At 67.3% G+C, this 25,467-nt stretch carries 23 protein-coding genes; 4 read left to right on the forward strand and 19 right to left on the reverse strand.

The window, feature by feature from the left end:
• Positions 1-14 precede the first annotated feature (14 nt).
• The 10 genes from ACQY8B_RS16625 to ACQY8B_RS16670 all read right to left on the reverse strand — a co-directional run bounded on the left by ACQY8B_RS16625 (position 15) and on the right by ACQY8B_RS16670 (position 12,252).
• Complete coding sequence (locus ACQY8B_RS16625) at positions 15-749, reverse strand: SDR family NAD(P)-dependent oxidoreductase (protein WP_422087725.1); 735 nt, start codon at positions 747-749, stop codon at positions 15-17.
• Positions 746-1,558 carry a cyclase family protein gene (locus ACQY8B_RS16630; protein WP_422087726.1) on the reverse strand — a complete coding sequence of 271 codons (813 nt, stop codon included), beginning with the start codon at positions 1,556-1,558 and terminating at the stop codon, positions 746-748. The genes ACQY8B_RS16625 and ACQY8B_RS16630 overlap by 4 nt, the downstream gene beginning before the upstream one ends.
• A 16-nt stretch (positions 1,559-1,574) precedes the next feature.
• Positions 1,575-2,828 (reverse strand): SDR family NAD(P)-dependent oxidoreductase, encoded by a 1,254-nt coding sequence (locus tag ACQY8B_RS16635; protein WP_422087727.1) that lies wholly within the window; start codon positions 2,826-2,828, stop codon positions 1,575-1,577.
• 85 nt (positions 2,829-2,913) lie between these two features.
• The gene (locus tag ACQY8B_RS16640; RefSeq protein ID WP_422087728.1) at positions 2,914-4,089 is read right to left on the reverse strand and encodes a thiolase family protein; all 1,176 of its coding nucleotides are present in this window, start codon (positions 4,087-4,089) and stop codon (positions 2,914-2,916) included.
• The gene (locus ACQY8B_RS16645; protein WP_422087729.1) at positions 4,086-5,711 is read right to left on the reverse strand and encodes an AMP-binding protein; all 1,626 of its coding nucleotides are present in this window, start codon (positions 5,709-5,711) and stop codon (positions 4,086-4,088) included. The genes ACQY8B_RS16640 and ACQY8B_RS16645 overlap by 4 nt, the downstream gene beginning before the upstream one ends.
• 7 nt (positions 5,712-5,718) lie before the next feature.
• Complete coding sequence (locus ACQY8B_RS16650; RefSeq protein WP_422087730.1) at positions 5,719-6,207, reverse strand: aromatic-ring-hydroxylating dioxygenase subunit beta; 489 nt, start codon at positions 6,205-6,207, stop codon at positions 5,719-5,721.
• A complete protein-coding gene (locus ACQY8B_RS16655; protein ID WP_422087731.1) occupies positions 6,207-7,520 on the reverse strand; it encodes an aromatic ring-hydroxylating dioxygenase subunit alpha in 1,314 nt (437 codons plus the stop codon). The genes ACQY8B_RS16650 and ACQY8B_RS16655 overlap by 1 nt, the downstream gene beginning before the upstream one ends.
• 20 nt (positions 7,521-7,540) lie before the next feature.
• Positions 7,541-8,533 carry a PDR/VanB family oxidoreductase gene (locus ACQY8B_RS16660; RefSeq protein WP_422087732.1) on the reverse strand — a complete coding sequence of 331 codons (993 nt, stop codon included), beginning with the start codon at positions 8,531-8,533 and terminating at the stop codon, positions 7,541-7,543.
• A gap of 13 nt (positions 8,534-8,546) precedes the next feature.
• Positions 8,547-10,055 carry an indolepyruvate oxidoreductase subunit beta family protein gene (locus tag ACQY8B_RS16665; protein WP_422087733.1) on the reverse strand — a complete coding sequence of 503 codons (1,509 nt, stop codon included), beginning with the start codon at positions 10,053-10,055 and terminating at the stop codon, positions 8,547-8,549.
• Positions 10,056-10,059: 4 nt separating this feature from the next.
• Positions 10,060-12,252, reverse strand: coding sequence for a thiamine pyrophosphate-dependent enzyme (locus tag ACQY8B_RS16670; RefSeq protein WP_422087734.1), 2,193 nt, complete (start codon positions 12,250-12,252; stop codon positions 10,060-10,062).
• Positions 12,253-12,396: 144 nt separating this feature from the next.
• On the opposite strand from ACQY8B_RS16670, the gene ACQY8B_RS16675 reads away from it, so the two are divergent.
• Positions 12,397-12,876 (forward strand): MarR family winged helix-turn-helix transcriptional regulator, encoded by a 480-nt coding sequence (locus ACQY8B_RS16675; RefSeq protein WP_422087735.1) that lies wholly within the window; start codon positions 12,397-12,399, stop codon positions 12,874-12,876.
• Between the two features lie 27 nt (positions 12,877-12,903).
• Here the strand turns inward: ACQY8B_RS16675 and ACQY8B_RS16680 are convergent, their stop codons facing one another.
• From ACQY8B_RS16680 to orn, 6 genes are all read right to left on the reverse strand, one after another.
• Entirely contained in the window at positions 12,904-13,788 is an 885-nt protein-coding gene (locus ACQY8B_RS16680) for a quinone oxidoreductase family protein (protein ID WP_422087736.1), read from the reverse strand.
• Complete coding sequence (locus tag ACQY8B_RS16685; RefSeq protein WP_422087737.1) at positions 13,785-14,588, reverse strand: alpha/beta fold hydrolase; 804 nt, start codon at positions 14,586-14,588, stop codon at positions 13,785-13,787. The genes ACQY8B_RS16680 and ACQY8B_RS16685 overlap by 4 nt, the downstream gene beginning before the upstream one ends.
• Entirely contained in the window at positions 14,585-15,589 is a 1,005-nt protein-coding gene (locus ACQY8B_RS16690) for a 3-hydroxybutyryl-CoA dehydrogenase (RefSeq protein WP_422087738.1), read from the reverse strand. The genes ACQY8B_RS16685 and ACQY8B_RS16690 overlap by 4 nt, the downstream gene beginning before the upstream one ends.
• A complete protein-coding gene (locus ACQY8B_RS16695) occupies positions 15,579-16,652 on the reverse strand; it encodes an NAD/NADP octopine/nopaline dehydrogenase family protein (RefSeq protein WP_422087739.1) in 1,074 nt (357 codons plus the stop codon). Before ACQY8B_RS16695 ends, ACQY8B_RS16690 begins: the two co-directional genes overlap by 11 nt.
• 211 nt (positions 16,653-16,863) lie before the next feature.
• Positions 16,864-18,765, reverse strand: coding sequence for a DEAD/DEAH box helicase (locus ACQY8B_RS16700; RefSeq protein WP_422087740.1), 1,902 nt, complete (start codon positions 18,763-18,765; stop codon positions 16,864-16,866).
• Between the two features lie 249 nt (positions 18,766-19,014).
• Positions 19,015-19,611 (reverse strand): oligoribonuclease, encoded by a 597-nt coding sequence (gene orn / locus ACQY8B_RS16705; protein WP_422087741.1) that lies wholly within the window; start codon positions 19,609-19,611, stop codon positions 19,015-19,017.
• 60 nt (positions 19,612-19,671) lie between these two features.
• Between orn and ACQY8B_RS16710 the strand changes: the two genes are divergently transcribed.
• From ACQY8B_RS16710 to rsgA, 3 genes are read left to right on the forward strand one after another with little or no spacing between them, the layout of a single operon-like run.
• The gene (locus ACQY8B_RS16710; RefSeq protein WP_422087742.1) at positions 19,672-20,931 is read left to right on the forward strand and encodes a M48 family metallopeptidase; all 1,260 of its coding nucleotides are present in this window, start codon (positions 19,672-19,674) and stop codon (positions 20,929-20,931) included.
• Positions 20,932-20,961: 30 nt separating this feature from the next.
• Entirely contained in the window at positions 20,962-21,321 is a 360-nt protein-coding gene (locus ACQY8B_RS16715; protein WP_422087743.1) for a 4a-hydroxytetrahydrobiopterin dehydratase, read from the forward strand.
• A 12-nt stretch (positions 21,322-21,333) separates the two neighbouring features.
• Positions 21,334-22,293 carry a ribosome small subunit-dependent GTPase A gene (gene rsgA / locus ACQY8B_RS16720; RefSeq protein ID WP_422087744.1) on the forward strand — a complete coding sequence of 320 codons (960 nt, stop codon included), beginning with the start codon at positions 21,334-21,336 and terminating at the stop codon, positions 22,291-22,293.
• A 9-nt stretch (positions 22,294-22,302) separates the two neighbouring features.
• On the opposite strand, the gene ACQY8B_RS16725 is transcribed toward rsgA, so the two are convergent.
• The 3 genes from ACQY8B_RS16725 to ACQY8B_RS16735 are packed head-to-tail and all read right to left on the reverse strand — an operon-like array spanning position 22,303 to position 25,457.
• A complete protein-coding gene (locus ACQY8B_RS16725; protein WP_422087745.1) occupies positions 22,303-23,328 on the reverse strand; it encodes a hypothetical protein in 1,026 nt (341 codons plus the stop codon).
• Between the two features lie 14 nt (positions 23,329-23,342).
• Positions 23,343-24,437 (reverse strand): histidinol-phosphate transaminase, encoded by a 1,095-nt coding sequence (gene hisC, locus ACQY8B_RS16730; RefSeq protein ID WP_422087746.1) that lies wholly within the window; start codon positions 24,435-24,437, stop codon positions 23,343-23,345.
• 18 nt (positions 24,438-24,455) lie between these two features.
• Positions 24,456-25,457 (reverse strand): CobD/CbiB family protein, encoded by a 1,002-nt coding sequence (locus ACQY8B_RS16735; protein ID WP_422087747.1) that lies wholly within the window; start codon positions 25,455-25,457, stop codon positions 24,456-24,458.
• Positions 25,458-25,467: the final 10 nt, after the last annotated feature.

The following is a 25,467-nucleotide window of genomic DNA, read 5'->3' on the forward strand; positions in this document are numbered from 1 at the left end:
GGAAAACTGGAAATTCAGAGGGCGAGGCTTCCGACGCTGGTGCCGCCGCACACGTACAGCACCTGCCCGGTGACGAAGCTGTTGTCGGCATCGGCGAAGAAACGCACGGCGCGTGCCACGTCGGCCGATTCGCCCAGGCGCTTGACAGGCACCGAGGCAGCGAGCGCGCGTTCCTTCTCGCTGCCGGCCTCGACCACGTCGTAGAACATGTCGGTGCGGATCGGCCCCGGGGCCACCACGTTCACCGTGATGCCGTCGGCCGCCAGCTCGAGCGCCCAGGTGCGCGCCATGCCCAGCATGCCGGCCTTGGTGGCCGAATAGCTGGTGCGCGTGGCAAGGCCCAGCGCGGCGCGCGACGACAGCAGCAAGATGCGGCCGAAGCGTTGCGCGCGCATCGCGGGCAGCGCACCCTGCACGAGCTGTATCGCACAGCCCAGGTGCAGGTCGACCAGCGCATCGAGGTCGTCGAGCTTCACGTCTGGCAACAGCGCGGCGCGGATGACGCCTGCGTTGTGCACGATGGTGGTCGGTGCGAAGCGTTCGACCAGTTCGCGCACCGCCTCGCCCGTGGCGGCGCGGTCGCTCAGGTCGACCTCGATGCTGTGCAGCTTCGGGTGGTCGATCTCGGCCTTGCGGCGTGCGAGCGACACCACCTCATAGCCCTGCGCGAGCAGGTCTTCGCAGATCGCCTTGCCGATGCCCGCGCTGCCTCCGGTAACGGCCGCGACTTTGGGTGCGGCGTTGTTCATGACGAGCCTCCCACCAACGCCAGCACACGCAGCGGGCTGCCGCTGCCCTTCTCGATCTTCAGCGGCGGGCAGATCAGCACGGCGCCGGCCGGCGGCAGCAGGTCGAGGTTACTCAGGCACTGCAGGCCGTATCGACCCGCGCCATGCATGTAGTAATGGCACGGATACGGCGGCCGCAGGTGATAGCCCTGGCCCGCATCCGTACCGATGGCCTCGGAGCCGAAGCCCAGCACGTCGCGCTGCTCGACCAGGAAGCGCACGGCCGCGGTGCTCGGGCCCGGCGTGTGCTGGCCCGTCTCGTCGAAGTTCTGGTACGCCTCGGGGTCGGTGCGCTTGGACCAGTCGGTGCGCATCAGCACCCACGCGCCCTTGGGGATGCGGCCATGCGCCGCCTCGTAGGCCTCGATGTCCTCGAGGGTCAGCAGGTAGTCGGGGTCGTCCTTCACCTGCGGCGAACAATCGATCACGCAGGCCGGCGCCACGAAGTGCTGCACGGGAATGGTGTCGACGGAATTGTTCGGCAGGTCGCGCCCGGAGATCCAATGGATCGGTGCGTCGAAGTGGGTGCCCGTGTGCTCGCCGCAGGAAAAGTTGTTCCAGTACCAGCCCGGGCCGCGCTCGTCGTACTTCGACACTTCCTCGATGCGGAAAGGCCAGCACTGGCCCATCTCGGGCGGCAGCGCGATCTGCGGGAACTCGGGCGTGAGCGTCTGCGTGAGGTCGATCACGCGGATGCGGCCACTGGCCATTGCGGTCACCAGGCCGCTGAGGATTTCGGCGGCGGACATCAGTTCGGTTGTCGTGGTCATTCGTATGGCTCCTGTCTCAGCCGCCCGCCGCGAGCTCGCGCTCGAGCACCTTGGGGTTGTCGCGCCAGCGCTCCAGCCACTCCTGCGCCACGTCACCGGGGTAGACGTCTTCCACGCCGTCGCGCAGCGCCTTCACGATGGCGTTGGCCAGCGCGGTGGGTGCGAGCTTGGGCGGCGGCGTGTGCTGGTTCCATTCGTCGTCGATGGGGCCCGGGAACACGTTGATCACGCGGATGCCGGCCGGCCGCATCTCTGCGCGCAGGCACTGCGCAAGCGAATGCGCCGCCGCCTTCGAGGCGCTGAAGGTGCCGTGCGGCGGGAAATTGCTGAGCGCATAGATCGACAACAGGTTGACCCATGCCGTAGCGCCCGTCACGCCATCGGCCGAACGGCCCTTGAGCGCGGGCCCGAACTCCTGCGCCAGCCGCAGCAGGCCGAAGTAGTTGATGTCCATCTCGGCCTTGGCCACGTCGGTGCCGCGCCGCGCGCCTATGCCGAAGGTGCGGTGCACCTCGGCGTTGTTGATCACGATGTCGACCTTGCCGCCGATGGAGCCCGCAAGCTCCGTCACCTGGCGGCCATTGGTCAGGTCCAGCGGCACCAGCGTGACCTGCGGCAGCGCAGAGATGTCGTCCAGCCCGTCGCCCATCTTCTTCCAGGGCTCGGCATGGCCGACCCAGACGATGTCTGCGCCAGCCTTCACCAGCGCACGCACGATGGCCTGGCCGGTCTCGGTCTTGCCGTCGGTCACCAGCACCTTGCGGAATTTGGGGTCGCTGGTCATTTCGCGCAGCATCTTGTCGTCGGCCATGTGGGGACTCCCTTCATTCGGAAAACCAATGAGAACGGCCTGGCCAGCGCGGTCGAGCCGGGCGCCGACACGAACGCGTTGCGGCGCGTCGCCGACTTCGCCATGCAGATGGACCATGAGCGTGGGGCCGGCATCCAGGTGCACCAGGCCCAGCCGCCAGGGCAGCCGCTCGCGAAAGAACAGGTCGTTGCTGTGATGCAGCGTGGTGCTGCCGAGCAGCTCGCCCTCGCCGCTCTGCTCGCGCCAGCGCAACGCGGCCGACAGGCACTTGTGGCAGACCTCGCGCGGCGGGTACTGCACCGTGCCGCAGTCCTCGCAGGCCTGCAGCTCGAAGCGGCCCTCGGCGGCTGCGGCCGTAAGGCCGAGCGCCACGCGGCCACGCGCGCCGGGCGGCAGGTTCATCTGCCGGGTGCGCAGCACCGGGTTCTTGCGCGGGGGGCGCATCAGGGGCATGGTCATGGCGCCTCCGCCGGGCCGCCCCAAGGCAGGCGCGCGGCCCCCTCGGGGGGCAGTGCAGCCGCGAAGCGGCAAACGTGGGGGTAAATCATGCCGGTCTCCCGAGGATGACGGCGCCTGTGCAAAGGCAGCGGTCGTAGGTCACCATGCCGAAGCCGGCGACGAGGCCCAACCGGGCATCGGGCACGGTGCGCGCACCGGCTTCACCGGTCAACTGGCGGATCGCCTCGACCATGCCGAGGAAGCCGCCCGCCGCACCGGCCTGCCCGGCCGACAGCTGCCCGCCGCTCGTATTGTTCGGAAAGCTGCCGTCGAAGATCATGGTGTTGGCCTGGACGAAGGCCGGGCCCTCGCCCTTCTCGCAGAAGCCCAGGTCTTCGAACTGCATCATCACGATGACGGGGTAGTCGTCGTAGGTCTGCACGAAGTCGAGTTCCGCTGGCTGGATGCCGGCCTGTGTGTACAGGTCGTCGCGGTCCTTGCGCCAGCCGCCCTGCACCATCACCGGGTCTTCGGCGTAGGCGTTGTGGCGTTCGATGGCACCGCGGATGACGACGTGCGCCAGGCCCAGGTCGCGTGCGCGCTCCTCGCTCATCACCAGGAAGGCATCGGCGCCCGCGCAGGGCATCACGCAGTCGAACAGGTGGATCGGGTCGGAGATGGGCCGCGCGGCCATGTACTCGTCGAGCGTCAGGCCCTTCTTGAACATCGCGTTCGGATTGCCCAGCGCGTTGGTTCGCTGGTCGACGCAGATGCGGCCGAAGTCTTCGCGCTTCGCGCCGTAGGTGCGCATGTAATTGGCGGTGATGAACGCGAAGATCGAGTTCGGTCCGCCCGAGCCATACGGGTAGCTCGCGTCGCGCGCGAAGTTGCTGAAGCTGCCGAGCGTCTGGCGAAAGGAGTCGACATGGTTGGTGTCGGCGCCCACGCAGGCCACGATGTCGGCATCGCCCGCCTGCACCGCCCGCGCGGCACGGCGCAGGCACATCACGCCCGACGCACCGCCGGTGGGCACATGGTCGAGCCAGCGCGGCGACATGCCCAGGTGCTGCGTGACGCCCACGGCCGTGTCGGGCGCGAGCGAGAAGCTGCTGAGGCACAGGCCGTCGATCTGCTCCTTTGGCACGCCGCTGGTCTTTACCAGCGCCTCGATGGCCTGCCCGATGAACCAGTGCGCGGTGCGCGTGGAGTAGCGCACATAGGGCACGGTGATGGGCACCGCGACCGCGACGCCTTCGTAGGAGAGTCGTCGTTTCGTGGTCATGGCTGCCTTTTCTTCATGGCGCGCGTGTCGATGCAATGGCCCTGGGCCGGCAGCGACTGCGCCATCTCGCGCAACTGGCCGCGCTGGATCTTCTGCGAAGGCGTGAGCGGCAACGCATCGACGAAGGCGACGTAGCCGGGTGCCTTGTAGTAGGCGAGCTGTGCCAGCGCATGCTCGACGATGCTGGCGGCGATCTGCGTGCGCTGCGAGGCATCCACGTCTTCCCGCACCACGATGCAGGCCAGCACTTCATCGCCGCGCACCGCGTCGGGCGTGGCGGCCACGGCCGACGCCTTTACTGCCGGATGCTGGTTGAGCACGCTCTCGACCTCGACGGCGGAGATGTTCTCGCCGCTGCGGCGGATCACGTTCTTCTTGCGGTCGACGAAGAAGAAATTGCCTTCAGCGTCGCGGCGCACCAGGTCGCCGGTGTGGAACCAGCCGTCGGCCCAGGCTTCGCGCGTGGCCTCCTCGTCCTTCAGGTAGCCGGAGAAGAAATAGCGCTTCGGGTCGGTGCCGGCGGAACGCACCAGCAGTTCACCCGGAGCATCGACGCCGACGTCGCTGCCGTCCTCGCCCACGAGGCGGATCTCGACGAAATCTTCCTGCCGTCCGAAGCAGCTCGTGCCCACGAGGCGCGGCTCGCGGTTGGCCATGATGCAGGCGGCCGCGCCGGTCTCGGTCATGGCCCAGGCCTCGACCAACGGGAAACCGAAGCGCTCCTCGAAGGGCACATGGTTCTTGCGGTCCACGCCTGCGCCGAAGCCCCAGCGGATGGCATGGTCACGGTCGGCCGGCGATGCGGGCGCGGACAGCAGCATGGCCGGCATCACGCCCAGGTAATGCACGATGGTCGCGCCGCTTTCCTTCGCACTGGCCAGCCAGGTCTTCGGATGGAAGCGGTCGAGCTGCACCAGGCAACCGCCAGCGGCCAGCACCACCATGGTGGAGAAGGCCATCGCGTTCATGTGGTTCAGCGGCAGCGGCGTGATCACGCGCTCCGTGTCGGGCCGGATGCCGCACACGCCGTCGAGCGCGGCGTACCACTCGCCAGCGCGCAGGAAGTAGGCATTGCTCAGGATGCAGCCCTTGGGGCGGCCCGTGGTGCCCGATGTGTAGAGCAGGCCGCATTCGGTGTCTGTGCCGATGGGCTCATGGGCGCGCGGGGCGGCGGTCTTAGCCGGCGGCACTGTGTCTTCAGGCCCCATCGTCTCGAATTCGACACCCGCCTGCACCGCTGCCGCACGCAGGTCGGCGGCGCGGCCCGGCAGCGTCACGGCCAGCCCGATCTCGCTGTGGCCGATCAGGTAGACCAGTTCGGCAGAACGCATCTCTGCGTTGATGGGCACCACGCTCACGCCCAGTGCGTTCAGCGCGAGCCAGTGAAAGATGAAGGCCGGCCGGTTCTCCAGCAGCAGGCCGACGCGGTGGCCGTGCCCGTAGCCGGCTTGCGCATAGGCCGCGCGCAGGCGCTCAATCTGTGCGGCAGCCTCGCCCCAGCGAATGGCGCCTGCCTCGATGCCATAGGCGGCGGCAGTCACCGATTCGGTGAACAGGAACGCGGCCTGCGGCGTGCGCGCCGCGGTGGCCTCAAAGACTTGATGGACGGTGTCGTGTGGCATCGCGTCCCTAGATGAAGAGTTGCACGGCCGGCAGCGCCGCGTCGCAGTTGAGCAGGTTCACGCGCTTGAGCGTCATGCGCAGTGCACCGTCCTGCAACGCGAGGTGATGGAAGAAGGTGCCGACGTAGAACTGCAATTCGTCGCCCTGCGATTCGGTGTAGTGGAATTCGGTACGCACCACAAAGCGATTAGCTTCAACATCGAACTGCTCGACCACCGGCACCTGCAGCAGGTGGTGGCAGCGGCTCTGCGGCTGCTGCGAAAAGGCGCGCGGGCTCTTCAGGCGCTCGATGCGCAAGTCGCGCAGCAGCTTGTCTTCGTAGAGATGCGATGTGTGGTTGACGCCGTCCTCCTGGTCGGGCACCAGCGGAATCCAGTAGAAGGCGTCTTCGGTGAAGAGCGCGTTCCACTCCTCGTAGCGGCGCGTGTCGAGCAGGTGCGCTTCGTTCACTACGAAGTCGATCAGGCCCTGGCGGGTGACTTCGGTGCGGGCCATCACATGGTCTCCGTCATGCGTTGCACCCAGCTTCGGTACTGGTTGCGCATGGGCAGCTCGTTGGTGCCGCCGGTGGTGATCTCGCCGCCCTTCAGCTCCGAGGGGTCGTAGTCGCGGTGCAGGCTCACCCACTCGTTGCCGCTCGCATGCAGCCCTGCCTGCATGCCACGATAGGCCTGCAGGTCGTCATGGCCCACCACCGAGAACGGCGAGTTGATGAGCCGGTTGTACATGGTGGTGCGCTGCAGCAGCTCGGGCGGCGCGCCCTTGAGGCGGAAGGTCCAGCTCTCGATCAGCGTCTTGTCGGCGGAGATCGGCTTCACCACGCGGATCGCCTGGATCGCGCCCTTGATCGTGAGGTTCGGGTAGTACACGGTGTTGTGCCGCGCCATGCCCAGGATCTGCGCCGTCTTCTCCTCGCCGTAGCGCGCCTTCATGGCGTCGTCGTACGCGGGAATCGCCTTGTACTTGCTGTGGATGCTGAAGTGCACGCCCGTGAAGCTGTGGCCGTTGTCGTAGGTGCGGATGCCCATGTCCTCGAAGAACTTGTAGTCGGACATGAAGGGCACGAACTGCTCCACCGCCATGGGCTTGGGCTCGTCTTCCGGCTTGTCGGCCCACATGCGCTTGGCGGTGCCGGCCGAAGACTCGTGCGCCACCATCGGGTGCATGGTGTCGTTGAGGTTCTCGACGAACATCTTCCAGTTGCACTGGTGCATGAAGCGCAGGCAGCCGCCCGCGATTTCGAGTTCACCTTCTGGCGAACGGTCGGCCATGTTGTCGATGGAGCTCAGCGAGTCGCCGAAGTATTCGTCGAAGCCGGGGCCCGCGTCGTTGATCTTCACGAAGATGAAGCCGCGATGGCTGCGCACATGCTTCACCGTGGTGAGGCCCTTGCCCGATTCGCATTCGTGCAGTTGCGTGTGCTCGTAGCCCGTCTTCAGCGGAATCGCGAGCGGCGCGCCGTCCGTCTTGAAAGTCCAGGCGTGGTACGGGCAGCGGAAAAACTTGCCGGTATTGCCGCACGCACCGTTGACCAGCCGCGAGCCTTTGTGTGCGCAGCGGTTCATCATCACGCGCACGCTGCCGTCGGAGTGGCGCACCACGATCAGCGGGCGGCCCGCTATCTCGTTGCTGATCCAGTCGCCGGGCTTGGGCAGTTGGCTTTCATGGCCGACGTAGTTCCAGGTGTTGGCGAAGAAGTGCTCCTGCTCCAGCTCGAACAGTTCCTGGCTGGTGTACAGGTCGCGGTGCACCCGGTCGTGCTGCACCAGCGCACGGACGGCATCGGGGTTGTCTCGGTAAGAGGTCATGGTTTCCTGGGCTCCTGGCTTCAGATGTCCAGCACCAGCCGCGCACCCTTGGCGCGCGAGATGCAGATCTGCATGACGTTGCCTTCCGCCTTCTCGCGGGCGGTGAGCACGTAGTCGCGGTGTTCGATCTCGCCTTCGAGCACGGGTACGGCGCACACGCCGCATTCGCCACGCTTGCAGTCGAACATCGGGTCGCAGCCGTGCTCGATCAGGCAGTCGAGGATGCTCTGGTCGGCCGGCACGGTGAAGCGCTGGCCCGACTGCGCAAGCTCCACTTCGAAGGGCTGATCGCCCTCTTCGGCGACAGGCTCGGTGAAGAGTTCGAAGTGCACGCGGTCGTGTTCCCAGCCGCGCGCCTGGGTGCGCTCGAGCACGGCGTCGAGCATGACCTTGGGGCCGCAGACGTAGAGCCGGTCGCCGGCGGGAACGCCGTCGAGCATCGCATCGATGCCGAGCGGCGCACCGGCCTCCGCATCGGCGTGCACGTGCAGGTCGTCACCCAGCAGCGCCTGCAGTTCGGGCAGGAAGGCCATCAGGTCGCGGCTGCGGCCGGCGTAGTGCATGCGCACGGGGGCACCTTCGGCGCGGCGGCGGGCGGCCATGGTGGCGAGCGGCGTCACGCCGATACCGCCGGCCACCAGCACGGTGCCGCCGGGGCCGGTGTGCAGCGGGAAGTCGTTCTTGGGCGCCTCGATGGCGAGGGTGTCGCCCTCTTTCAGCTGCTCGTGCATGAAGCGGGAGCCGCCTCGGCCTTCGGCTTCCTTGCGCACGGCGATCACGTATTCCGCAGGCGCGTTGGTGGCGTTGCGTGCCGTATCGAAGTTGATGAGCGAATAGTGGCGCCAGTCGGTCTTGCCGCCGGGCAGCGACACCTGCACGCGGATGTGGGCACCGGCCGAGAAGCCAGGCAGCGCGCGGCCGTCTTCGGCGCGCAGGCGCAGCATGCGGATCAGCGGATTCAACGCCTGCGCCTCGACGACGCGCAGTGAAAGGGTGGCTGAGGGTGCGGTCATCTTCGTTGTCTCTTCAGGCCAGTGCGTGCTGCGCCAGCGCGGCCTGCAGCTTGTGGCCGTGTTCGTCGGCCAGCGCCGCGTCGCGCAGTTCGCGCAGCGTGGCCGGCGCCAGCGCGGTGCCGGCACGCTCGACGGCGCGCATCACGGTGTCGTAATTGCGGATGCCGCGCTCGTGCGTGTCGCTGTAGCCCTTGACCAGGCGCTGGCACTGGGCCAGCTCCACTGCCAGTTCGGGGTTGCGCTGCGCGGTCGCGGCGATGCGTTGCAGCCATTCCTCGATGCGGCGGTTTTCCTCGGCATAGCGCATGGTGGAAAGGCGCCAGCGCCTGCATGCCGCCACCATGCGCAGCATGAGGTAGCCGCGCAGCGAGCTGGTCTGGATCACCCGGCCGTGCTGCGTGAAGCGCTCGACGAGCTTCTTGGGCAGCGTCGAATTCATGAGCCAGCGGCCGATGCCGCCGGGCAGCGTCTCGCAGATCTCCTGCAGCCGCGGGTGCATGTATTCGTTGATGGCGAGCACCTGGCCGGGCTGCACGCTTGCCTCGCCGCGCACGCGCTCGAAGCGGGTGGCGCGGGTCTTCAGGGCTGCGACGCGGGCGGTGTCTTCGTAGGACATCCAGAGCGCGAGGTGGCGCGCGGTTTCGCGCAGCAGGCGATGGTCGTCGTTGCCGGGCAGCGCGGCAACGGCTGCCATGCGGTCGAGGTACAGGTTGGCGTAGGCCGTGTCCTGGTAGTCGATGAGGCGGCGCACGCCTTCGAGCAGGAAGTCTTGCGCCTGCACGGGGAAATCGCGTTGTACCCGCTCGACCAGTGCCCGCACGGCCGGGTGGCGCGGCTGCGGCGCCGGTGCCACGACCGGTGCTTCCTTCGCGGGCTCGCCGTCGTCACCGCGCTGAGCGCGAGCGAACGCCGCGCCAAAGGCCTTGAGGCTGGGCTTCACGCCCACGCCGCCGCGTTCGATGGTTGCCTCGAACTGCGCGCGGCTGAACGGCAGCACGCCCGAACCTGCCAGCGCGCCGAAGAGCACCGCGCTGATCACGCTGCCCGAAGCTTCGGCCGCCTGCGCCATGTCGAAGCGTATGAAACGCTTGGCCGCCTTGGCGGTGTGTGCGAGCAGCTGATCGCTGTCGACGCGGCCATCGCCCAGCGCACTCTTCTCCGCGATGGAGAAGACGCGGTGCGTGGAGGCGATCAACGTGGTGCGGTCGGGCGTGACAAGGCCACGCTGCACGGCGCGCCCGGCCTCCATGAGCTCCGACGCCAACACCACGTCGACGTCGCCCGGCAGCGGCATCAGCGCCAACACCGGCAGGCCGCCGTCGGCCTCGGCCTGCGCCACCGGATACAGCTCGACGTAGTAGATGGTCGCGCCGGTGCGCTGGGCCACGCCCGGCACCGATGTGGTCTGGGCGACGTAGCCGTTCGCTTCGCCCATGTCGACGATCCAGTCGGCCAGCACGCCGCCGCCCTCCCCGCCCATGGCGAGGATGGCAACCTTTATGGGTTGTGCGTTGCTCGTCATTGCTTCAGAAGGCATAGGCTTCACGGCGGCGCGCCTCGCCGCGCTGCAGCCAGCCGATCACAGCGGCACGCACACGTTCACGCAGCACTTCCCAGCGGCTGGGGTTGCTCACGATCTGGGCCTTGTAGAACGACGGGCACAGCACCGCGGCATGCGAGACCTCGCCGCACACGCCGCAGCCCACGCAACTGTCGAGCACAGTCGCGACCGGGTCGGTGCGCAATGGATCGGGGTTGGGCTTGATCGACAGCGACGGGCAGCCCGACAAGCGAATGCAGGAGTGGTCGCCGGTGCAGGTGTCGGAATCGACGCCGAACTTCTCGCGCACCATGCGCTTGCCGTCGGCGATGGCCTTGCGCACCACCGGCTTCTCGCGGCGTTGCTTGTTGAGCATGCACTCCGATTGCGCGATCAGGACCTTGGGGCCCTTCTTCGTCGTGGTGAGTGCGTCTTTCAGCGCATCGCGCATGCCCGCCACGTCGTAGGTGCGGCGCAGCGTCTTGACCCACTCTACGCCCACGCCGCGCACGGCACGCTCGATCTCATGGCCGGTGCTGCGCGTCTTGTTGACGGCATGCGAGGAGAGGATGTCCTGCCCGCCCGTGGCCGAGGTGTAGTTGTTGTCGACGACGATGGTGAGGTTGTCGCTCTTGTTGAAGACGGCGTTGGCCACGCCGCTGGTGAGGCCGTTGTGCCAGAAGCCGCCGTCGCCCATCATCGAGATCGCGCGCTTGCCGTCGGGCGCATTGAGCGCCGCGGCACCCGCGCCGCCCAGGCCGTAGCCCATGGTGGTGTTGCCGATGTTGAAGGGCGGCAGGATGGAGAACAGGTGGCAGCCGATGTCGGCGCTCACGTGGTGCGCTCCGAGTTCGCGCTCCACCAGCTTCATCGCGCTGAAGATCGGGCGTTCGGGGCAACCGGTGCAGAAGCCCGGCGGACGGGCATGCACCACGTCGCCGAGCGCGGTCGATGGCTGCACGGGCTCGGGCGCGGCATCGACACCGATGGCCGCGACTTCCTTCAGCGGAATCACCTTGCGCACCGGCGCGGGCACCGGCAGCGGCGCCAGGCGCCCGTAGCGTTCGCAGAAGCTGCGCGCGCCCTTGAGCAACTCGGCGGCGGTGTATTCACCGGCCACCGGCAGCATGTCCTTGCCGTGCAGCGCGGTGGTCGATCCGGCCTGGCGCAGGATGGTCGCGAGGTTCTGCTCGACGAAGTTGGGCTGCCCCTCTTCCACGATCATCACCGCGCGCTTGCCCTTGCAGAAGCGGATCACTTCGCTCTCGATGACCGGGTAGGCCACGTTCATCACGTAGAGCGGCACCTGCGTGTTGCCGTACACATCGGCCAGGCCCAGCCGCTCGAGTGCGCGCAGCAGCGTGTTGTAGCTGCCGCCCTGGACGATGATGCCGATGTCGTCGGCGTCTTCCGAGAAGAACTCGTTGAGCTTTCGCTCTTCGATGAAGCGCACAGCGGCGGGCCAGCGGTCCTTCACCTTCTCTTGCTCGTGCACGAAGCTCGCAGGCGGCAGCACGATGCGGCCGACGTCGCGCTGCGGATTCTCCAGCGCGTCTTTCAGCGTGAACTTCGCGCGCTTGTTGTCGCCAGCCACGAAGTGCCCGTGCACATGGCAGGCACGGATGCGCAGCTGGAGCATCACGGGCGTGTTGCTGGCCTCCGAGAGATCAAAGCCCTGCTTCACCGCGTCGACGATGCTCGGCAGGTTGGGACGCGGGTCGAGCAGCCAGATCTGCGACTTCATCGCGAAGGCATGGCTGCGCTCCTGCATGATCGACGAGCCTTCGCCGTAGTCCTCGCCCACGATGATGAGCGCGCCACCGGTCACACCGCCCGAGGCGAGGTTGGCCAGCGCATCGGACGCCACGTTGGTGCCGACGGTGGCTTTGAAGGTGACGGCGCCACGCAGCGGGTAGTTGACGGAGGCGGCCAGCGTGGCGGCTGCAGTGGCTTCGCTCGCGCTGTTCTCGAAGCGGATGCCGTGGTCGGCCAGGATGTCCTGCGCGTCGGCCAGCACGTCCATCAGATGGGAGATCGGCGCGCCCTGGTAGCCCGCCACATAGGAAACCCCGGATTCGAGCAGGGCCTTGGTGACGGCCAGAATGCCCTCTCCACGGAACACCTCTCCGCCAGAAAGCCGCAGCTTCTTGACTTCTTCGACGAACGAACGCTCAGCCATGTGGGTCCTTGTTCTCTATCGTGGGAGGATGGGCATCAGTTGCCACATCACGCTTTCTATAATGTTGACAAATGAATGTATCCACAATCATGAATTACCCTAGACATGCAAGCTGCGTGCCCGCGGCGACCGTGAGGTGCCTTCATGGCTGAAGAACAACCCGTCGAGTCCCACCGCTTCGTCGACGACTACCTGCCCGCGCTGCTGGCGCAGGCCAGCCAGCTGATCTCTTCGGAGTTCCACGAGGTGGCGCGGCAGCAGGGTTTCTCCGTGTCGGAGTGGCGCGTGATGGCGTCTCTTGCAGGCAGCGAGCCGGTCAGCATCGGCCAGCTCGCGCAGGTGACCGTCACCAAGCAGCCGACGGTGACGCGGCTGCTGGACCGCATGGAATCGCGCGGGCAGGTCGAACGCCTGCCCCATGAAAGTGATCGCCGCATCACGCTGGTGCGCATCACGCGCAAGGGGCTGAAGGCGGTCGAGCACCTGATGGAACTGGCGCGCGACCACGAGCGGCGCGTGCTGGAGCCCTTCGGCCTGCGCCGTGCCGAGGAACTCAAGCAGACACTGCGGCAGATGATCGAGCTGCACGTGCACGTACCCGTCGAAGGGCCAGAGGAAGACTGAAGGATCGAGGCGCGCCTCTTCAACGGCTCAGAGGCGAGGCACGAGAACAGCCCGTCCTCGGTGGCCTCGCTGCGCGATCCAGTCGAGCGCGAGGGCCGCGTCCGCCAGTGCGAACGGCTGCACGTCAAGATGCAGGCGGCCATCGGCGAGCCTTGCCAGCAGTTCAGGTGCGGCGGCACGGCCCGCTGCTTCACGCCGAAGCATGTTCAGAGGCAACAGCGCAACATCGCGTTGCAGGAAGTGAGCGATGTCCAGTTGCAGCGTCGGGCCGGCGGTGTAGCCGACCAGCACGGCGCGCCCGCCCGGCCGCACGCACGGCAGGACTTTCGCGAGGACATCGCCACCGACGGTGTCGATCAGCAGGTCCGCACTGGCCACGGGCGGTGAGTCTGCATCCGGCATCACCGCCGTAGCGGCACATCCGGCCTCGCGCGCAAGCTGCATCACGAGCGAGCCCACGGCGCCGCTCGCGCCTGTCACCAGCACCTGTTCTCCGGCTTGCAGCTTCGCAACTTCGTGCAATGCCACCCAGGCCGAAGTCGTCGGCGAGAAGAATGCAGCGCCCAGCGCCATCGGCACCTCGTCCGGCAATGGTCCGAGCGCTTCGTCGGGCGCATCGATGCGTTCGCACCAGGTGCCGTCGAAGAGCGTGCCCAGGCCGCTGCCGCGCAGCCACACGCGCTGGCCGACCTGGTAGCACCCGCTCGCGACGACGATGCCCGCCGCCTCGACACCGGGCGTATACGGCAAAGGCGGATGTCGCAGGAAGCTGCCGCGCCACACCGTACGGTCGATGTGGCCGACTGTTGCGGCCTCCATCTGCACGAGAGTGCGACCGGGCCTCGCGACAGGGTCGACAACTTCTTCCAGCACCGGCACTGCGTCGAAGCCGTGGATGCGAACAGCCTTCATGGCAGGGTAGAGAGAAATTCGAGCACCGTGCGCGCGAAGGCCTCGGGCATTTGGTCGGGCAGCGGCACCATGCCGCCTTCGATATCGACGATGCGGGCCTGCGGCAGATGGTGCTGCAGTTCCGCCGCATGCGGCGCGGCAAAGGGATCGTCGGTGGCGCGCACGATCAGCGCGGGCTGCGCGATGCGGCCGATGCGGTCTTCCATGCGATACGAAGCCACGGCGCGATGGCCTTCTTCGACACGATGGCCGACCTTCAATGCATCGAGCACGAAGGCCTCGAGCAGATCGGCCCGCCCCGCCGGATAAAAGCCTTGGCGCTTCTGCCACAGCGCGGCGAGATGGGTGCCGTCTTCGCTGGGCGCGACTTCGTCGATGGGCGGGCGCTGCGCACGCGCACGCCGGAACGGCTCGTCGGTATAGGGTGTCGAAGAAAGCACGAGGCTGCGAACACGATCAGGGAACGCCGCCGCAAGCTCGACCGCCACGACACCGCCCGTGTGATGGCCGACCACATCGGCCTGCGCGACGCCCAGCGCATCGAGCAGCTCGCAGGCGACGCGCGCCCATTGTTCGATGCTCGCCGGCACGCCGCCATCGGAGGAGTCGCCGAAGCCGGCCGTGTCCATCGCGATGGCGTGCCGATGCGCGCCCACCAGAGGCAGCACCGCGCGGTACTCGGCCCAGCTGCGCGGCGACTGGTGCAGCAGGAGAACAGCGCGCGCATCGGGTTCGCCGCATGCCGCGTAGTGCACCTGCCCCACCGACAGGTCTGCGAAGGCGCGGCGGATGGTGGTCATGACAGCGTGTCGTCGGCAGGTGCGCGCCACAGACCCGCATGCCGCAGTTCACCAAGCGTGCGCGACAGCACGTCGCGACGGTAGGCGCCGATGTCGCGGCCTTCGTAGTCGTAGAAGCCGCTGCCGCTCTTCAGCCCCAGCCGCCCTTCCTCGACCATGCGGCCGACGATGGCCGGTGCGGTGTAGCGGCCCTTGTCGAGCGAGGCCGACATCTCGCGGCTCGCGTGGTGCAGGATGTCGCAGCCACCGAAGTCGATGAACTCGACCACGCCCAGCGCGGCGAAGCGCAAGCCCAGGCCGTAGCGTGTGGCCTTGTCGATTTCTTCGGCTGTGGCAGCGCCCTCTTCGATCATGCGCGCGGCCTCGTTCATCACCAGGGCCTGCAGGCGCGGCACGATGTAGCCGGGCGACGCACCGCAGACCACGGGCAGCTTGCCGATCTGCTCCATCAGCGCCTTGGTGCGCGCGAGCACGCCGGCATCGGTGCCGGGGTGGCAGCTCAGCTCCACCACCGGGATCACATAGGCCGGGTTGAGCCAATGCATGTTGAGGAAGCGCTCTGGCAGCCGCACGAACGCGGCCAGTTGCGTCACGAGGATGCTGCTCGTGGTCGAGGTGAGGATGGCATCGTCGCGGCAATGCCGGTTGATGTGTTCGAAGGCCTCGCGCTTGGCCTCCATGGTTTCGGGCACGCCCTCGAACACGAGTTCGGCGCCGGCCAGCGCGCGCGGGGCAGATGCGGCGTCGACGAAATCCACGCGGGCGGCAATGCGCTCGATCTGCGAAGCATCGATCACGCCGAGCTGCGCCAGGCCCGAGAGGCTGGCTTCGATCTCGGCTTTCGCTTCGTCGCGCAGGCGCTGCCAGGCTTCGTCGCTGCGCTGGCGCAGGTCGATCAGCGAAATGCGGTGGCCGGCATAGGCGAACGCGATCGCGATGCCGCGCCCCATGCGGCCTGCGCCGACGGCGGCGAATCGGGGCGGCGCGGCGTCATTCGCCATCGTGCAGCCTCTGCTTGAGCTGCGTCGCGCTCAGGCCGGCAAGGCCCAGGCTCTCGAAAGTGCGCGGGCCTTTGCGCAAGTCACGGCCGAGGAAGCCGCCGACGATGGCCAGCAGCCCGTGCGCAATGGGCGCATCGACACCCGCATGGCGCGCCGCCGAGGCCAGGAAGGCCAGCCCAAGCTCCGTGTCTTCGGTGACGTAGCGGTGCGTGTGCAGGTCGATGTTCTCGCGCCAGTCGCCCGACTTGACCAGTTGCCTGTGCGCATCGCCGTACATCCAGCGGTCGTTGTTGTAGTGGTCGGCCAGCGGATAGTGCGGCGCGCCCTGCCCGAAGGCTTCGCGCACGGCGATGCGTTCCTGGTCGAGCCGGTCGGTCACGTCGCGCACCGCGCGCTGCGTGCCTTCGTTGTGGATGTCCCAGCGCTCGAAGTGCTGCAGCGGCGCGGCGTTCATCACCATCAGCGGGGGATGGATGACGGGGCCTGCATTCATGAGTGCGCCCGAGAGCGCATCGCCACAGCCATGCACCGACGGGTAGGCGCGGCGGATCACCTCGATGGCCTGCGCCTCCTTGCGGGCCGGATAGACGCCCGTGGGCAGCCGGATCGCGCGGATGGTGACGTTGACCTCGCGCTCGCCGTGCTTGCGCGCCAGGTAGGGCAAGGTGCCGGTCTCGGCCCAGGCGACGTCGGCATGGCTGCCGGCGTCTTTCACCGCTCGCGCCATCACGTAGCTGCCGAAGGTGCCCGGCGGCAGGAACACCACCTGGCCGTCGACCAGGTGCGAAGCCATCGCCAGCGCGATGTCGTGCTGGGCGATGGCGGGCGTGGGGATGACGATGAGTTCGGCGTTCTTCAGCGCCGCACCGATGTCGGCAGTGGCGAGCGTGATCGGCACTTCGCGCACGCCTTCGGCGTCTTTCAGCGTGATCGCTCCGGCGCGGACGACGGGTTCCAGCGCCGCGGCGTCGCGGCGCCACAGGCGCACCTCGTGGCCGGTTTCAGACAGGTCGGCGGCGGCCGCATAGGCGCCGTGACCACCCCCAAGAATCGCAATTTTCATGTCGAAAGTCGAAAAGCAGGTGTCGATGAACCGGCGGCCGCAGGACGGACCCGGGGAAGCAATGCGCTATTACATTACTTTTCATCGATTCAGGTGTCAATCAAATTCGACGACACCGGGCTGCTCGGAAACCCGAAATGAAAAAGCCCGCGTTCGTGAGAAGCGCGGGCTTTCTTGGAGAGTCGGCCATCAGGCCGCTCGGCAAGCGGGATCAGCGGGTGGGCTTGAACGCGCGCTTTTGCGCGTCGCGGGGGACGAACACCTTGCCCGGGCCGCCGTGGCCGGCGCCATTGCCGCGGGGCGCAAAGCCCTCGCGCGGCGCGAAACCTTCGCGGGGAGCGAAGTCGCCACGGCCACCGCCGTTGCCGCCGCGCGGGGCGCTGTCGCCCCAGCCCGGCTTGCGGCCATAACCGCCGCCGCCGTTGCCTTCGTCACGGCCGCCGCCGAAACCGGCGTTCTGGCCGCCGAAGCCGCCGGTACGCGGGCTCGGAGCGCGCGAACCGCGGTCGTTGAAGCCGCTGGCACCGGCGTAGTTGCTGTTGCCGCCGCCGAAGCCGCCGGCATTGCCACCGCGATGGCCGCCACCGCCGCCACCGAACTTGCGGTCGCGCGAATGGTTGTCACGGCCGCGGCCGCCGAAGTCGCCTTGCGGGCGGGATTGCGGCATGCGCTGCTGCGGCTCCATGCCCGGCACCACTTCCGCCTTGAACTGCTGGCGGCTGTATTGCTCGATGTCCATGATCTTGCGGCGATCGCGGAACTCGGCAAACGTGATGGCCAGGCCATCGCGGCCGGCACGGCCGGTACGGCCGATACGGTGGGTGTAGTCCTCGGCCTTCATCGGCAGGCCGAAGTTGAAGACGTGGGTGATGGTCGGCACGTCGATGCCGCGGGCGGCAACGTCGGTGGCCACCAGGATCTGGACCTGGCCTTGGCGCAGCGCCATCAGGCGGCGGTTGCGCAGGCCCTGGCTCAGGGCGCCATGCAGCGCCACGGCGCTGAAGCCGTCTTGCTGCAGATCGTTGGCGAGGCCGTCGCACTCGACCTGCGTGCTCGCGAACACGATGGCCTGGTTGATGCTGGTGTCGCGCAGCCAGTGGTCGAGCAGCTTGCGCTTGTGCTGGGCGTTGTCGGCCCAGAACAGCACCTGCTTGATGTTGGCGTGCTTTTCCTGCGGGCTGTCGATGGTCACGCGCTGCGGTTCGCGCATCACGCGGGTGGCCAGTTGCTGGATGCGCGGCGCGAAGGTGGCGCTGAACATCATGGTCTGCTGGCGCTCGATGGTGAGCTGGTTGACTTCCGCCAGGTCGTCGGCAAAGCCGAGGTCGAGCATGCGGTCGGCTTCGTCGACCACCAGGAACTTGACCTGATCGAGCTTGATCTGCATCGAGCGCTGCAGGTCGAGCAGGCGACCCGGCGTGGCGACGACGAGGTCGGCGTTCTGCAGGCGGGCGATCTGGAGCTGGTAGGGCATGCCGCCCACCACGTTGGCGATGCGCAGGCCGCGGCAGTGGCGAACCAGTTCGATGGCGTCATGCGCGACCTGCTGCGCGAGTTCGCGCGTCGGGCACAGGATGAGGGCGCCGGGGGTGGCGGCCTTGAAATGACGGGCGTTGGTCGGGTCCTTGCGCTTCGGCTTCTTCGGCACGGTTTCACCGCGGGCGGCGGCTTCGGCGGCCTGGCGCTGGAATTCGGCCTTGGCTTCGGCTTCGGCTTCGGCCTGGCGCTTGATCAGCGTGTGCAGCACGGGCAGCAGGAAGGCGGCGGTCTTGCCCGAGCCGGTCTGGCTGGACACCATCAGGTCGACGAAGCGCGCCGATTGGGCGGTACCGGCCTGCTCGCCCATGGCGATCGGGATGACCTTTTCCTGGACGGTGGTGGGCTGGGTGAAGCCCATGTCGGCCACGGCGGCGATCAGTTCGGGCGCGAGGCCCAGCTTGATGAAGCCGTTGGGCTTGGCGGGCTCTTCGGCCACGGCCGCTTCGGGAGCGGCGGCGTCGAGCGCCTCGAGGATGGGAGCCTCGGAAACGGTGTCCACGACAGCGGTGAACTCGTTGTTGGTAGCGGATTGCACAGGCGCGAAGTCGCCCTGCGCTTCAAAAGCGTCGGTCATGTATATCAATCTCAAACGCGAGCGCTGCCGTGGGCGGCGCCCCGTTGGTGGTTAAAAACATCAACCATCCAACGACATTCAGCTTCAGGCTTTCGCCTGGGGCTGCGGCCCTTTTTGATCAGCGGATGCGATCGGGCGCGGTGTGCAAGATAGGGAGATGCAAGAGACGCTGGCCGGGCTTGAAACACTTGGGCCCGATCAGCGAAGCCCGCAATTATGGCACGAATCCGGGTTTTTACCTAATCGAAATCAATCTGCCAAACGCAGGAAGGTTTCGCGGTAGTGCGCCAGCTCCTCGATGGACTCGTGCACGTCGGCCAGCGCGGTATGCGCCTGCTGCTTCTTGAAGCTGCTGTAGGCCGTGGGCTTCCAGCGCTTGGCCAGTTCCTTCAGCGTGCTGACGTCAAGGTTGCGGTAGTGGAAATACGCCTCGAGCTTGGGCATGTACTTGACCAGGAAGCGCCGGTCCTGGCCAATGGTGTTGCCGCACATGGGCGAGCCGCTGCGCGGGATGTACCTGGCGATGAACTCCAGCAGTTGCTGCTCGGCGGCGGCCTCGTCGAGCGTCGAGGCCTTGACCTTGTCGATCAGGCCGCTGCGGCCATGGGTGCCCTTGTTCCAGGCGTCCATGCCGTCGAGCACGGCGTCGCTCTGGTGAATGACGAGCACGGGGCCGTCGATGCGGGGCGTAAGGTCGGGGCCGGTGAGGACCACCGCGATTTCGAGCAGGCGCTCTTTCTCGGGGTCGAGGCCGCTCATTTCGCAGTCGAGCCAGACCAGGTTCTGGTCGCTTTTCTTGAGGGTGGGCACGGCGGCCGGGAGCGTCGGGTCAAGTGATTCGGGCATCGCAGGATTGTCGTCGAAGGTCTGCGCCCCAAGATAGCGAGGGCTAAACTCGCCGCTCCCATGTCCTATTCGCTCATCTTCACCATTGCTTTCGCGGTCGCGCTGGTTGCGGGGCTCCTCGTGAAGTTCTGGCTCGCCTCCCGGCAGGTGCGCCATGTGGCGCAGCATCGCGGCACCGTGCCGGCCGCTTTCGCGCAAACCATCACGCTCGCCGCCCACCAGAAGGCGGCCGACTACACCATCGCCAAGGCGCGCTTCGGCCTGATCGAAATGGCCTGGGGCACCGCCCTGCTGCTCGGCTGGACGCTGCTCGGCGGGCTCGACATGCTCAACAAGCTGCTGCTGGCCTGGATAGGCGGCGGCATGGTGCAGCAACTGGCGCTGCTGGCGGCATTCGCGGCCATCGGCGGGCTGCTGGAGCTGCCTTTCACGCTCTGGCAGACCTTTCGGCTCGAAGAGCGATTCGGCTTCAACAAGATGACCTGGAAGCTCTGGCTGGCGGACACGGTCAAGTCGACGCTGCTGGGCGCGGTGATCGGGCTGCCGATTGCGGCGCTCATTCTCTGGCTCATGGGCGCCGCGGGCCAGCTGTGGTGGCTCTGGGCCTGGGGTGCGTGGATGGGCTTCAACCTGCTGCTGATGCTGATCTACCCGACCTTCATCGCCCCGCTGTTCAACAAGTTCAAGCCGCTCGACGACCCCACGCTGAAGGCGCGTGTCACTGCCCTCATGAAGCGCTGCGGCTTTGCCGCGAAGGGCCTGTTCGTGATGGACGGCAGCACGCGCAGCGCGCACGCCAACGCCTACTTCACCGGCTTCGGCGCCAGCAAGCGCGTGGTGTTCTACGACACGCTGCTGCGCCAGCTCAACGCGAGCGAGGTCGAGGCCGTGCTCGCGCATGAGCTCGGCCACTTCAAGCACCGTCATATCGTGAAGCGCCTGATCGCCATGTTTGCGCTGAGCCTGGCCGGTTTTGCGCTGCTGGGCTGGGTGTCGACGCAGGTCTGGTTCTACACCGGCCTGGGCGTGCAGCCCAACATGGCGGCGCCAAACAGCGCCCTCGCGCTGCTGCTGTTCATGCTCGCCGTGCCGGTGTTCGGCTTCTTCGTGGCGCCGCTGCCAGCGCGCCTGTCGCGCAAGCACGAATTCGAGGCCGACGCCTACGCCGTGGCGCAGACCAGCGGTGCCGACCTGTCGGCCGCGCTGCTCAAGCTCTACCAGGACAACGCATCGACGCTCACGCCCGACCCGGTGTTCGTCAGCTTCTACTACTCGCACCCGCCGGCCTCGGAGCGCCTTGCGCGCATGACGGCCGCCTGATCCCTTCACCTCATTCAGAAGAAGCCTCCCATGAGCAGCATGTTCAAGCCCAAAGACTGGAAGAATCTTCCTCCCCGCAAGGCGCTGAGCGCCACCGAGATCGTCGCCGGCCTCGCGCGCCTGGACGGCTGGAAGCTCACCGGCGACGGCGCCGACGTCGCCATCGAGAAGACTTTCACCTTCTCCAACTACTTCGAGACCATCGCCTTCGTGAACGCGCTGGCCATGGTGGCGCATACGCAAGACCATCACCCCGACCTGTCGGTGCACTACAACCGCTGCGTGGTGCGCTTCAACACGCACGACGTGAGCGGACTGTCCGCCACGGACTTCGACTGCGCGCGCCAGGCGGACGCGCTGGTGGCCGCTCCGGCCGCCGCTGCCGCATGACGGTACCTGCCCTTGGCTAAGCCGGGCCGCCGCGCCGCGCCAGCAGCAGCCGCAACTGCTGCAAAGGCCCTCCAGGACGGCCTCGTCGTCGCCAGCCACGGGCGTCACTGCCTGGTCGAGACACCCACGGGCGAGCGGCTGATCTGCCATCCGCGCGGCAAGAAGAGCCAGGCCGTGGTTGGCGACCGCGTGCATTGGCAGGCCAGCGAAGACGAAGGCACGATCGAGCAGGTGCTGCCGCGCCGCAACCTGTTCTACCGGCAGGACGAAATCCGCACCAAGTCTTTCGCGGCCAACCTCGACCAGGTGCTGATCCTGATCGCGGCCGAGCCGGAGTTTTCCGAACATCAGCTGGCCCGCGCGCTGATCGCGGCAGAGGCCGAGCGCATCACGCCGATCATCGCGCTCAACAAGAGCGACCTGGTCGAGCCCTTCGAGCGCGCCTGGACCAAGCTGGCGCCCTACCGGCGCATGCACCACGGCGTACTGCCGCTGTCGCTGAAGGCCTCGGGCGAAGCCGACTACGCCTCGCTGATGAAGCTGCTGTCGGGCAAGTCGACACTGGTGCTCGGTCCATCGGGCTCGGGAAAGAGCACGCTGACCAACCTGCTGGTGCCGGGCGCGAGCGTGCTGACCCAGGAGATTTCTCAGGCGCTGAATTCGGGCAAGCACACGACCACCAGCACCACCTGGTACTGGATCGACGAAGCGCGCACCACGGGCCTGATCGACTCTCCGGGTTTTCAGGAATTCGGCCTGAACCACATCGCGCCGATGCAGCTCGCGGGGCTCATGCCCGACATTGCCGAGCACGCGAACGACTGCAAGTTCTACAACTGCACCCATCTGCACGAGCCGGGCTGCGGCGTGATCGCGAATGTCGCCTCGGCCGATGGGCAAGGCGCCATCAGCGCGAGCCGCTACAAGATCTATGGCGAACTCTTCGCCGAACTGAGCCAGAAGCGGTACTGAAACCGCCCCTCAGTTGACCCAGGTCCGGTACGAATTCCAGGTCGGGTCGAAAGCCAGGTCGAGCGTCACCGGCAGCTCCGAGTTCTCCTGGATGGATTGCGCATGCGCAATTGCCGCCTCGGGGTGCGCCACATGGAAGTTGATGGTGCGCACGCCCTCCTCCAGCACGACGTGCGTGCAGCAGCCGTCCTCGTGCGTCTGCAGCAGTGCCGTCAGTTGGTCGCCGAAGAGGCGCGCTTCTTCCAGCTCCTCGCCAGACTCAACCGGCACCGCGGCCGAGAGCCGGTGGCACAGGTCGGCGCGCCCCACCAGCGCGGCGGCGGAGTCGTTGCGCATGACGATCAGCTCGACCTCGCCGCCGTCCTCGGTGTCTCGGGTGGCGCTCAGTGCGGACCATGCATGTTCGCCCACCGGAAACAAGCCGGTGTGACCGAGTTCCTCGCGCCAGCAGCTGTCGAAAAGCGGCACGAAATCATCGAGCGGCACGCCGTCGAAAGAAGCCTGCTCGCCGGCCTCGACATAGTCGACCGGCCCGACCTTGATGGCCGTGTCGTACTCGCCCAGGATGTGGTCGAGCATGATCAGGCTCATGTGGCGGGCGTGGTCCTGCATGTCCATGGGGATGGGCTTGGCAAAGCCGATCTCCAGCGCCACGAGGCCCTTGTAGCGCTCGTGCTTCACCAGCACGTCCGCGCTCGATAGCTCGAAGTCGTCCATGCGGATGCTGAAGCCCCTGCCCATGCGCTGCCGGAAGGCCTCGACCTCCACCTGAGGCAGCGCGGGGGCGCTCTGCACCAGCACCATCACGTCGTCGAAGTCTTCCACCGATCCATGCGCCGTGACCACGAACGTGAACGCGGGCGAATCACCCGCCACCTCCACTGCAAGCTTCGGAAAGGAGGGCTCCAGCAGCCCGTTCAGGGCCTCCATCAGCTCACGGCCAGGCAATGCGCGCAGGCTCTCGAGCTGGCCGCTCACGGCTTGCCAGAAGCTGGCGCAGGCTGTTGAGCGCGGGTCGGTGTCGAGGGTCGGCATCGCCGGGGCTTCCTTCATGGCGCGGGAGTGTGGAGGATGTCTTGCAGATGTTGGACGAGCAGGCTGCACTGCTCGCGCGTGCCGATGCTGATGCGCAGGTATTGCGCGATCCGCTGCTGCCTGAAATGCCGCACCAGCACCGCGCGCTCGCGCAGCAGTGCGGCCAACTCGGCCGCATCGCGCTGCGGATGGCGCGCGAAGACGAAATTGGCCTGCGAAGGCAGCACTTCGAAGCCCAGGTCCTCGAGCTGCAGCGTGAGGCCTTCGCGGGTGTGGATGACCTTGTCGCATGCGGTCCGAAATGCGGCCTCGTCCTCGAGTGACGCCACCGCGCCGGCCAACGCGAGCCGGTCGATCGGGTACGAATTGAAGCTGTCCTTCACGCGCACCAGCCCGTCGATCAGATGCGACTGGCCGCATGCGAAGCCGACCCGCAGGCCGGCCAGCGAGCGCGACTTGGACAGCGTCTGCACCACAAGCAGGTTCGGATACTTGCCGACCAGCGACAGCGCGCTCTCGCCGCCGAAATCGACATAGGCCTCGTCGACAAGCACCACGCGGTCAGGGCACGCCTGCAGCAATTGCTCGATGCGCGAGAGCGGCAGGCCGATGCCCGTGGGCGCGTTCGGGTTGGCGATGACGATGCCGCCACAGCCCTTGCGGGCACGCGCCGCGAGCGCGTCGATGTCGATTCGCAAGCCCTCGTCGACCGGCTGCAGCTCGCAGGCGATGCCGTAGATCTGCGCATAGACCTTGTAGAAGCTGTAGCTCACGTCGGGCATCAACAACGGCTCGGCTTGCTGGAAGAACGCGAAGAAGGCATGAGCCAGCACCTCGTCGGAGCCGTTGCCCGCGAACACCTGGTCGACGCGCAAGCCGTGGCGCCTCGCAACGGCCTCGCGCAGCGCCAGCGAGGTCGGGTCGGGGTAGAGCTCCAGGCCGTTCGCCGCGGCACGCTGGGTGGCCTCGACGACGCCCTGCGAAGGTGGATACGGGTTCTCGTTGGTGTTGAGCTTGACGAGGTTCGCGATGCGCGGCTGCTCGCCGGGCACGTAGGGTTCGAGCGCGCCGATGCGCGGGCTCCAGAAAGCCGGTACTTGGGTGGTCATGAAGGGTTCCTCGCCGGCTCAGCCGAGCAGGCGCGCAAGCGTGAGCAGTGCCAGCAGCACCATCCACATCACGACCGAACGCCAGACCAGGCCGACGACGCTGCGCAGGTGGCCGGGCTCGGGCTCGCGCCCGGGCGTGCTGCCGCTGTCCGGCGCGCGGCCGTCGGCGATGGTGTCGCCGGCCTGGGCTCGCGACAGCGGGTCGAGCGTGGGAATGGGCCGCAGCGAGCCGCCACCGAGCCGCACGTTGACCGCGCCGGAGGTGGCGGCCAGGATCACGCCGTCGTTCTCGCTCGGAAAGCGCTGCGCATCGTTGCGCCAGCAATCGATCGCTTCCTCGAAGCTGCCGACGACCGCAAAGCCGAGCGCCGTGATGCGCGCGGGCAGCCAGTCGACCGCATGCCAGGCGCGGTCGGCCGCCTCTTGCACCGCGACGCTCGAAGGCTGCACCGCGGCGCCGTTCTTGTGGGCCCAGTAGCGCGACACGAACTCGCTCATGCGATAGAACACAGCACCGGCCGGCCCGAGCCCGATGGCCGCGATGATCGAAAACCACGCGAGCACGCCGAACACATGGCGGTGCGCGGCGATTACCGAATGCTCGATGACGTGGCGCACGATTTCGCTGCGCGGCAGGTCCGCCGCATCGACGCCCTGCCAGTGCGCGAGCAGCGAACGCGCGAGCGGCTCATCGCCCTCGTCGAGCGCGTCGCGGATGTCGGTGAAATGGTGGCTGAACTGCCGGAAGCCCAGCGTGACGTAGAGCACAGCAATGCTCCAGAGCACCGCAAACGGCAGGCCCAGCGTGAGCACCAGCAGCCAGTGCACGCCCAGCGCGATGAGCGTGGGCACGAACACCGCAAGCCCCCATGCGATCCATCCGTGATGCGGCTTGCCCGCGTCGAAGTTGCGGCTGGTCCAGCGGGTCCACGCCAGAACGCTGCCGTACACGGGGTTGTGCGGGCCCAGCGGCCGCACCTGCTCGATCAGCAGCGCGCACAGGATGGCAAAGAAGCTCATCCTTCGATGA

Origin of the sequence: Variovorax sp., assembly GCF_965279555.1 — a bacterium.
Lineage (GTDB): Bacteria > Pseudomonadota > Gammaproteobacteria > Burkholderiales > Burkholderiaceae_C > Variovorax.

What these genes read in the sequence shown, in the direction of transcription:
- ACQY8B_RS16625 (WP_422087725.1), bottom strand. Translation starts at nt 749, where the DNA reads ATGAACAACGCCGCACCCAAAGTCGCGGCCGTTACCGGAGGCAGCGCG.
- ACQY8B_RS16630 (WP_422087726.1), bottom strand. Translation starts at nt 1,558, where the DNA reads ATGACCACGACAACCGAACTGATGTCCGCCGCCGAAATCCTCAGCGGC.
- ACQY8B_RS16635 (WP_422087727.1), bottom strand. Translation starts at nt 2,828, where the DNA reads ATGACCATGCCCCTGATGCGCCCCCCGCGCAAGAACCCGGTGCTGCGC.
- ACQY8B_RS16640 (WP_422087728.1), bottom strand. Translation starts at nt 4,089, where the DNA reads ATGACCACGAAACGACGACTCTCCTACGAAGGCGTCGCGGTCGCGGTG.
- ACQY8B_RS16645 (WP_422087729.1), bottom strand. Translation starts at nt 5,711, where the DNA reads ATGCCACACGACACCGTCCATCAAGTCTTTGAGGCCACCGCGGCGCGC.
- ACQY8B_RS16650 (WP_422087730.1), bottom strand. Translation starts at nt 6,207, where the DNA reads ATGGCCCGCACCGAAGTCACCCGCCAGGGCCTGATCGACTTCGTAGTG.
- ACQY8B_RS16655 (WP_422087731.1), bottom strand. Translation starts at nt 7,520, where the DNA reads ATGACCTCTTACCGAGACAACCCCGATGCCGTCCGTGCGCTGGTGCAG.
- ACQY8B_RS16660 (WP_422087732.1), bottom strand. Translation starts at nt 8,533, where the DNA reads ATGACCGCACCCTCAGCCACCCTTTCACTGCGCGTCGTCGAGGCGCAG.
- ACQY8B_RS16665 (WP_422087733.1), bottom strand. Translation starts at nt 10,055, where the DNA reads ATGACGAGCAACGCACAACCCATAAAGGTTGCCATCCTCGCCATGGGC.
- ACQY8B_RS16670 (WP_422087734.1), bottom strand. Translation starts at nt 12,252, where the DNA reads ATGGCTGAGCGTTCGTTCGTCGAAGAAGTCAAGAAGCTGCGGCTTTCT.
- ACQY8B_RS16675 (WP_422087735.1), top strand. Translation starts at nt 12,397, where the DNA reads ATGGCTGAAGAACAACCCGTCGAGTCCCACCGCTTCGTCGACGACTAC.
- ACQY8B_RS16680 (WP_422087736.1), bottom strand. Translation starts at nt 13,788, where the DNA reads ATGAAGGCTGTTCGCATCCACGGCTTCGACGCAGTGCCGGTGCTGGAA.
- ACQY8B_RS16685 (WP_422087737.1), bottom strand. Translation starts at nt 14,588, where the DNA reads ATGACCACCATCCGCCGCGCCTTCGCAGACCTGTCGGTGGGGCAGGTG.
- ACQY8B_RS16690 (WP_422087738.1), bottom strand. Translation starts at nt 15,589, where the DNA reads ATGGCGAATGACGCCGCGCCGCCCCGATTCGCCGCCGTCGGCGCAGGC.
- ACQY8B_RS16695 (WP_422087739.1), bottom strand. Translation starts at nt 16,652, where the DNA reads ATGAAAATTGCGATTCTTGGGGGTGGTCACGGCGCCTATGCGGCCGCC.
- ACQY8B_RS16700 (WP_422087740.1), bottom strand. Translation starts at nt 18,765, where the DNA reads ATGACCGACGCTTTTGAAGCGCAGGGCGACTTCGCGCCTGTGCAATCC.
- orn (WP_422087741.1), bottom strand. Translation starts at nt 19,611, where the DNA reads ATGCCCGAATCACTTGACCCGACGCTCCCGGCCGCCGTGCCCACCCTC.
- ACQY8B_RS16710 (WP_422087742.1), top strand. Translation starts at nt 19,672, where the DNA reads ATGTCCTATTCGCTCATCTTCACCATTGCTTTCGCGGTCGCGCTGGTT.
- ACQY8B_RS16715 (WP_422087743.1), top strand. Translation starts at nt 20,962, where the DNA reads ATGAGCAGCATGTTCAAGCCCAAAGACTGGAAGAATCTTCCTCCCCGC.
- ACQY8B_RS16725 (WP_422087745.1), bottom strand. Translation starts at nt 23,328, where the DNA reads ATGCCGACCCTCGACACCGACCCGCGCTCAACAGCCTGCGCCAGCTTC.
- hisC (WP_422087746.1), bottom strand. Translation starts at nt 24,437, where the DNA reads ATGACCACCCAAGTACCGGCTTTCTGGAGCCCGCGCATCGGCGCGCTC.
- ACQY8B_RS16735 (WP_422087747.1), bottom strand. Translation starts at nt 25,457, where the DNA reads ATGAGCTTCTTTGCCATCCTGTGCGCGCTGCTGATCGAGCAGGTGCGG.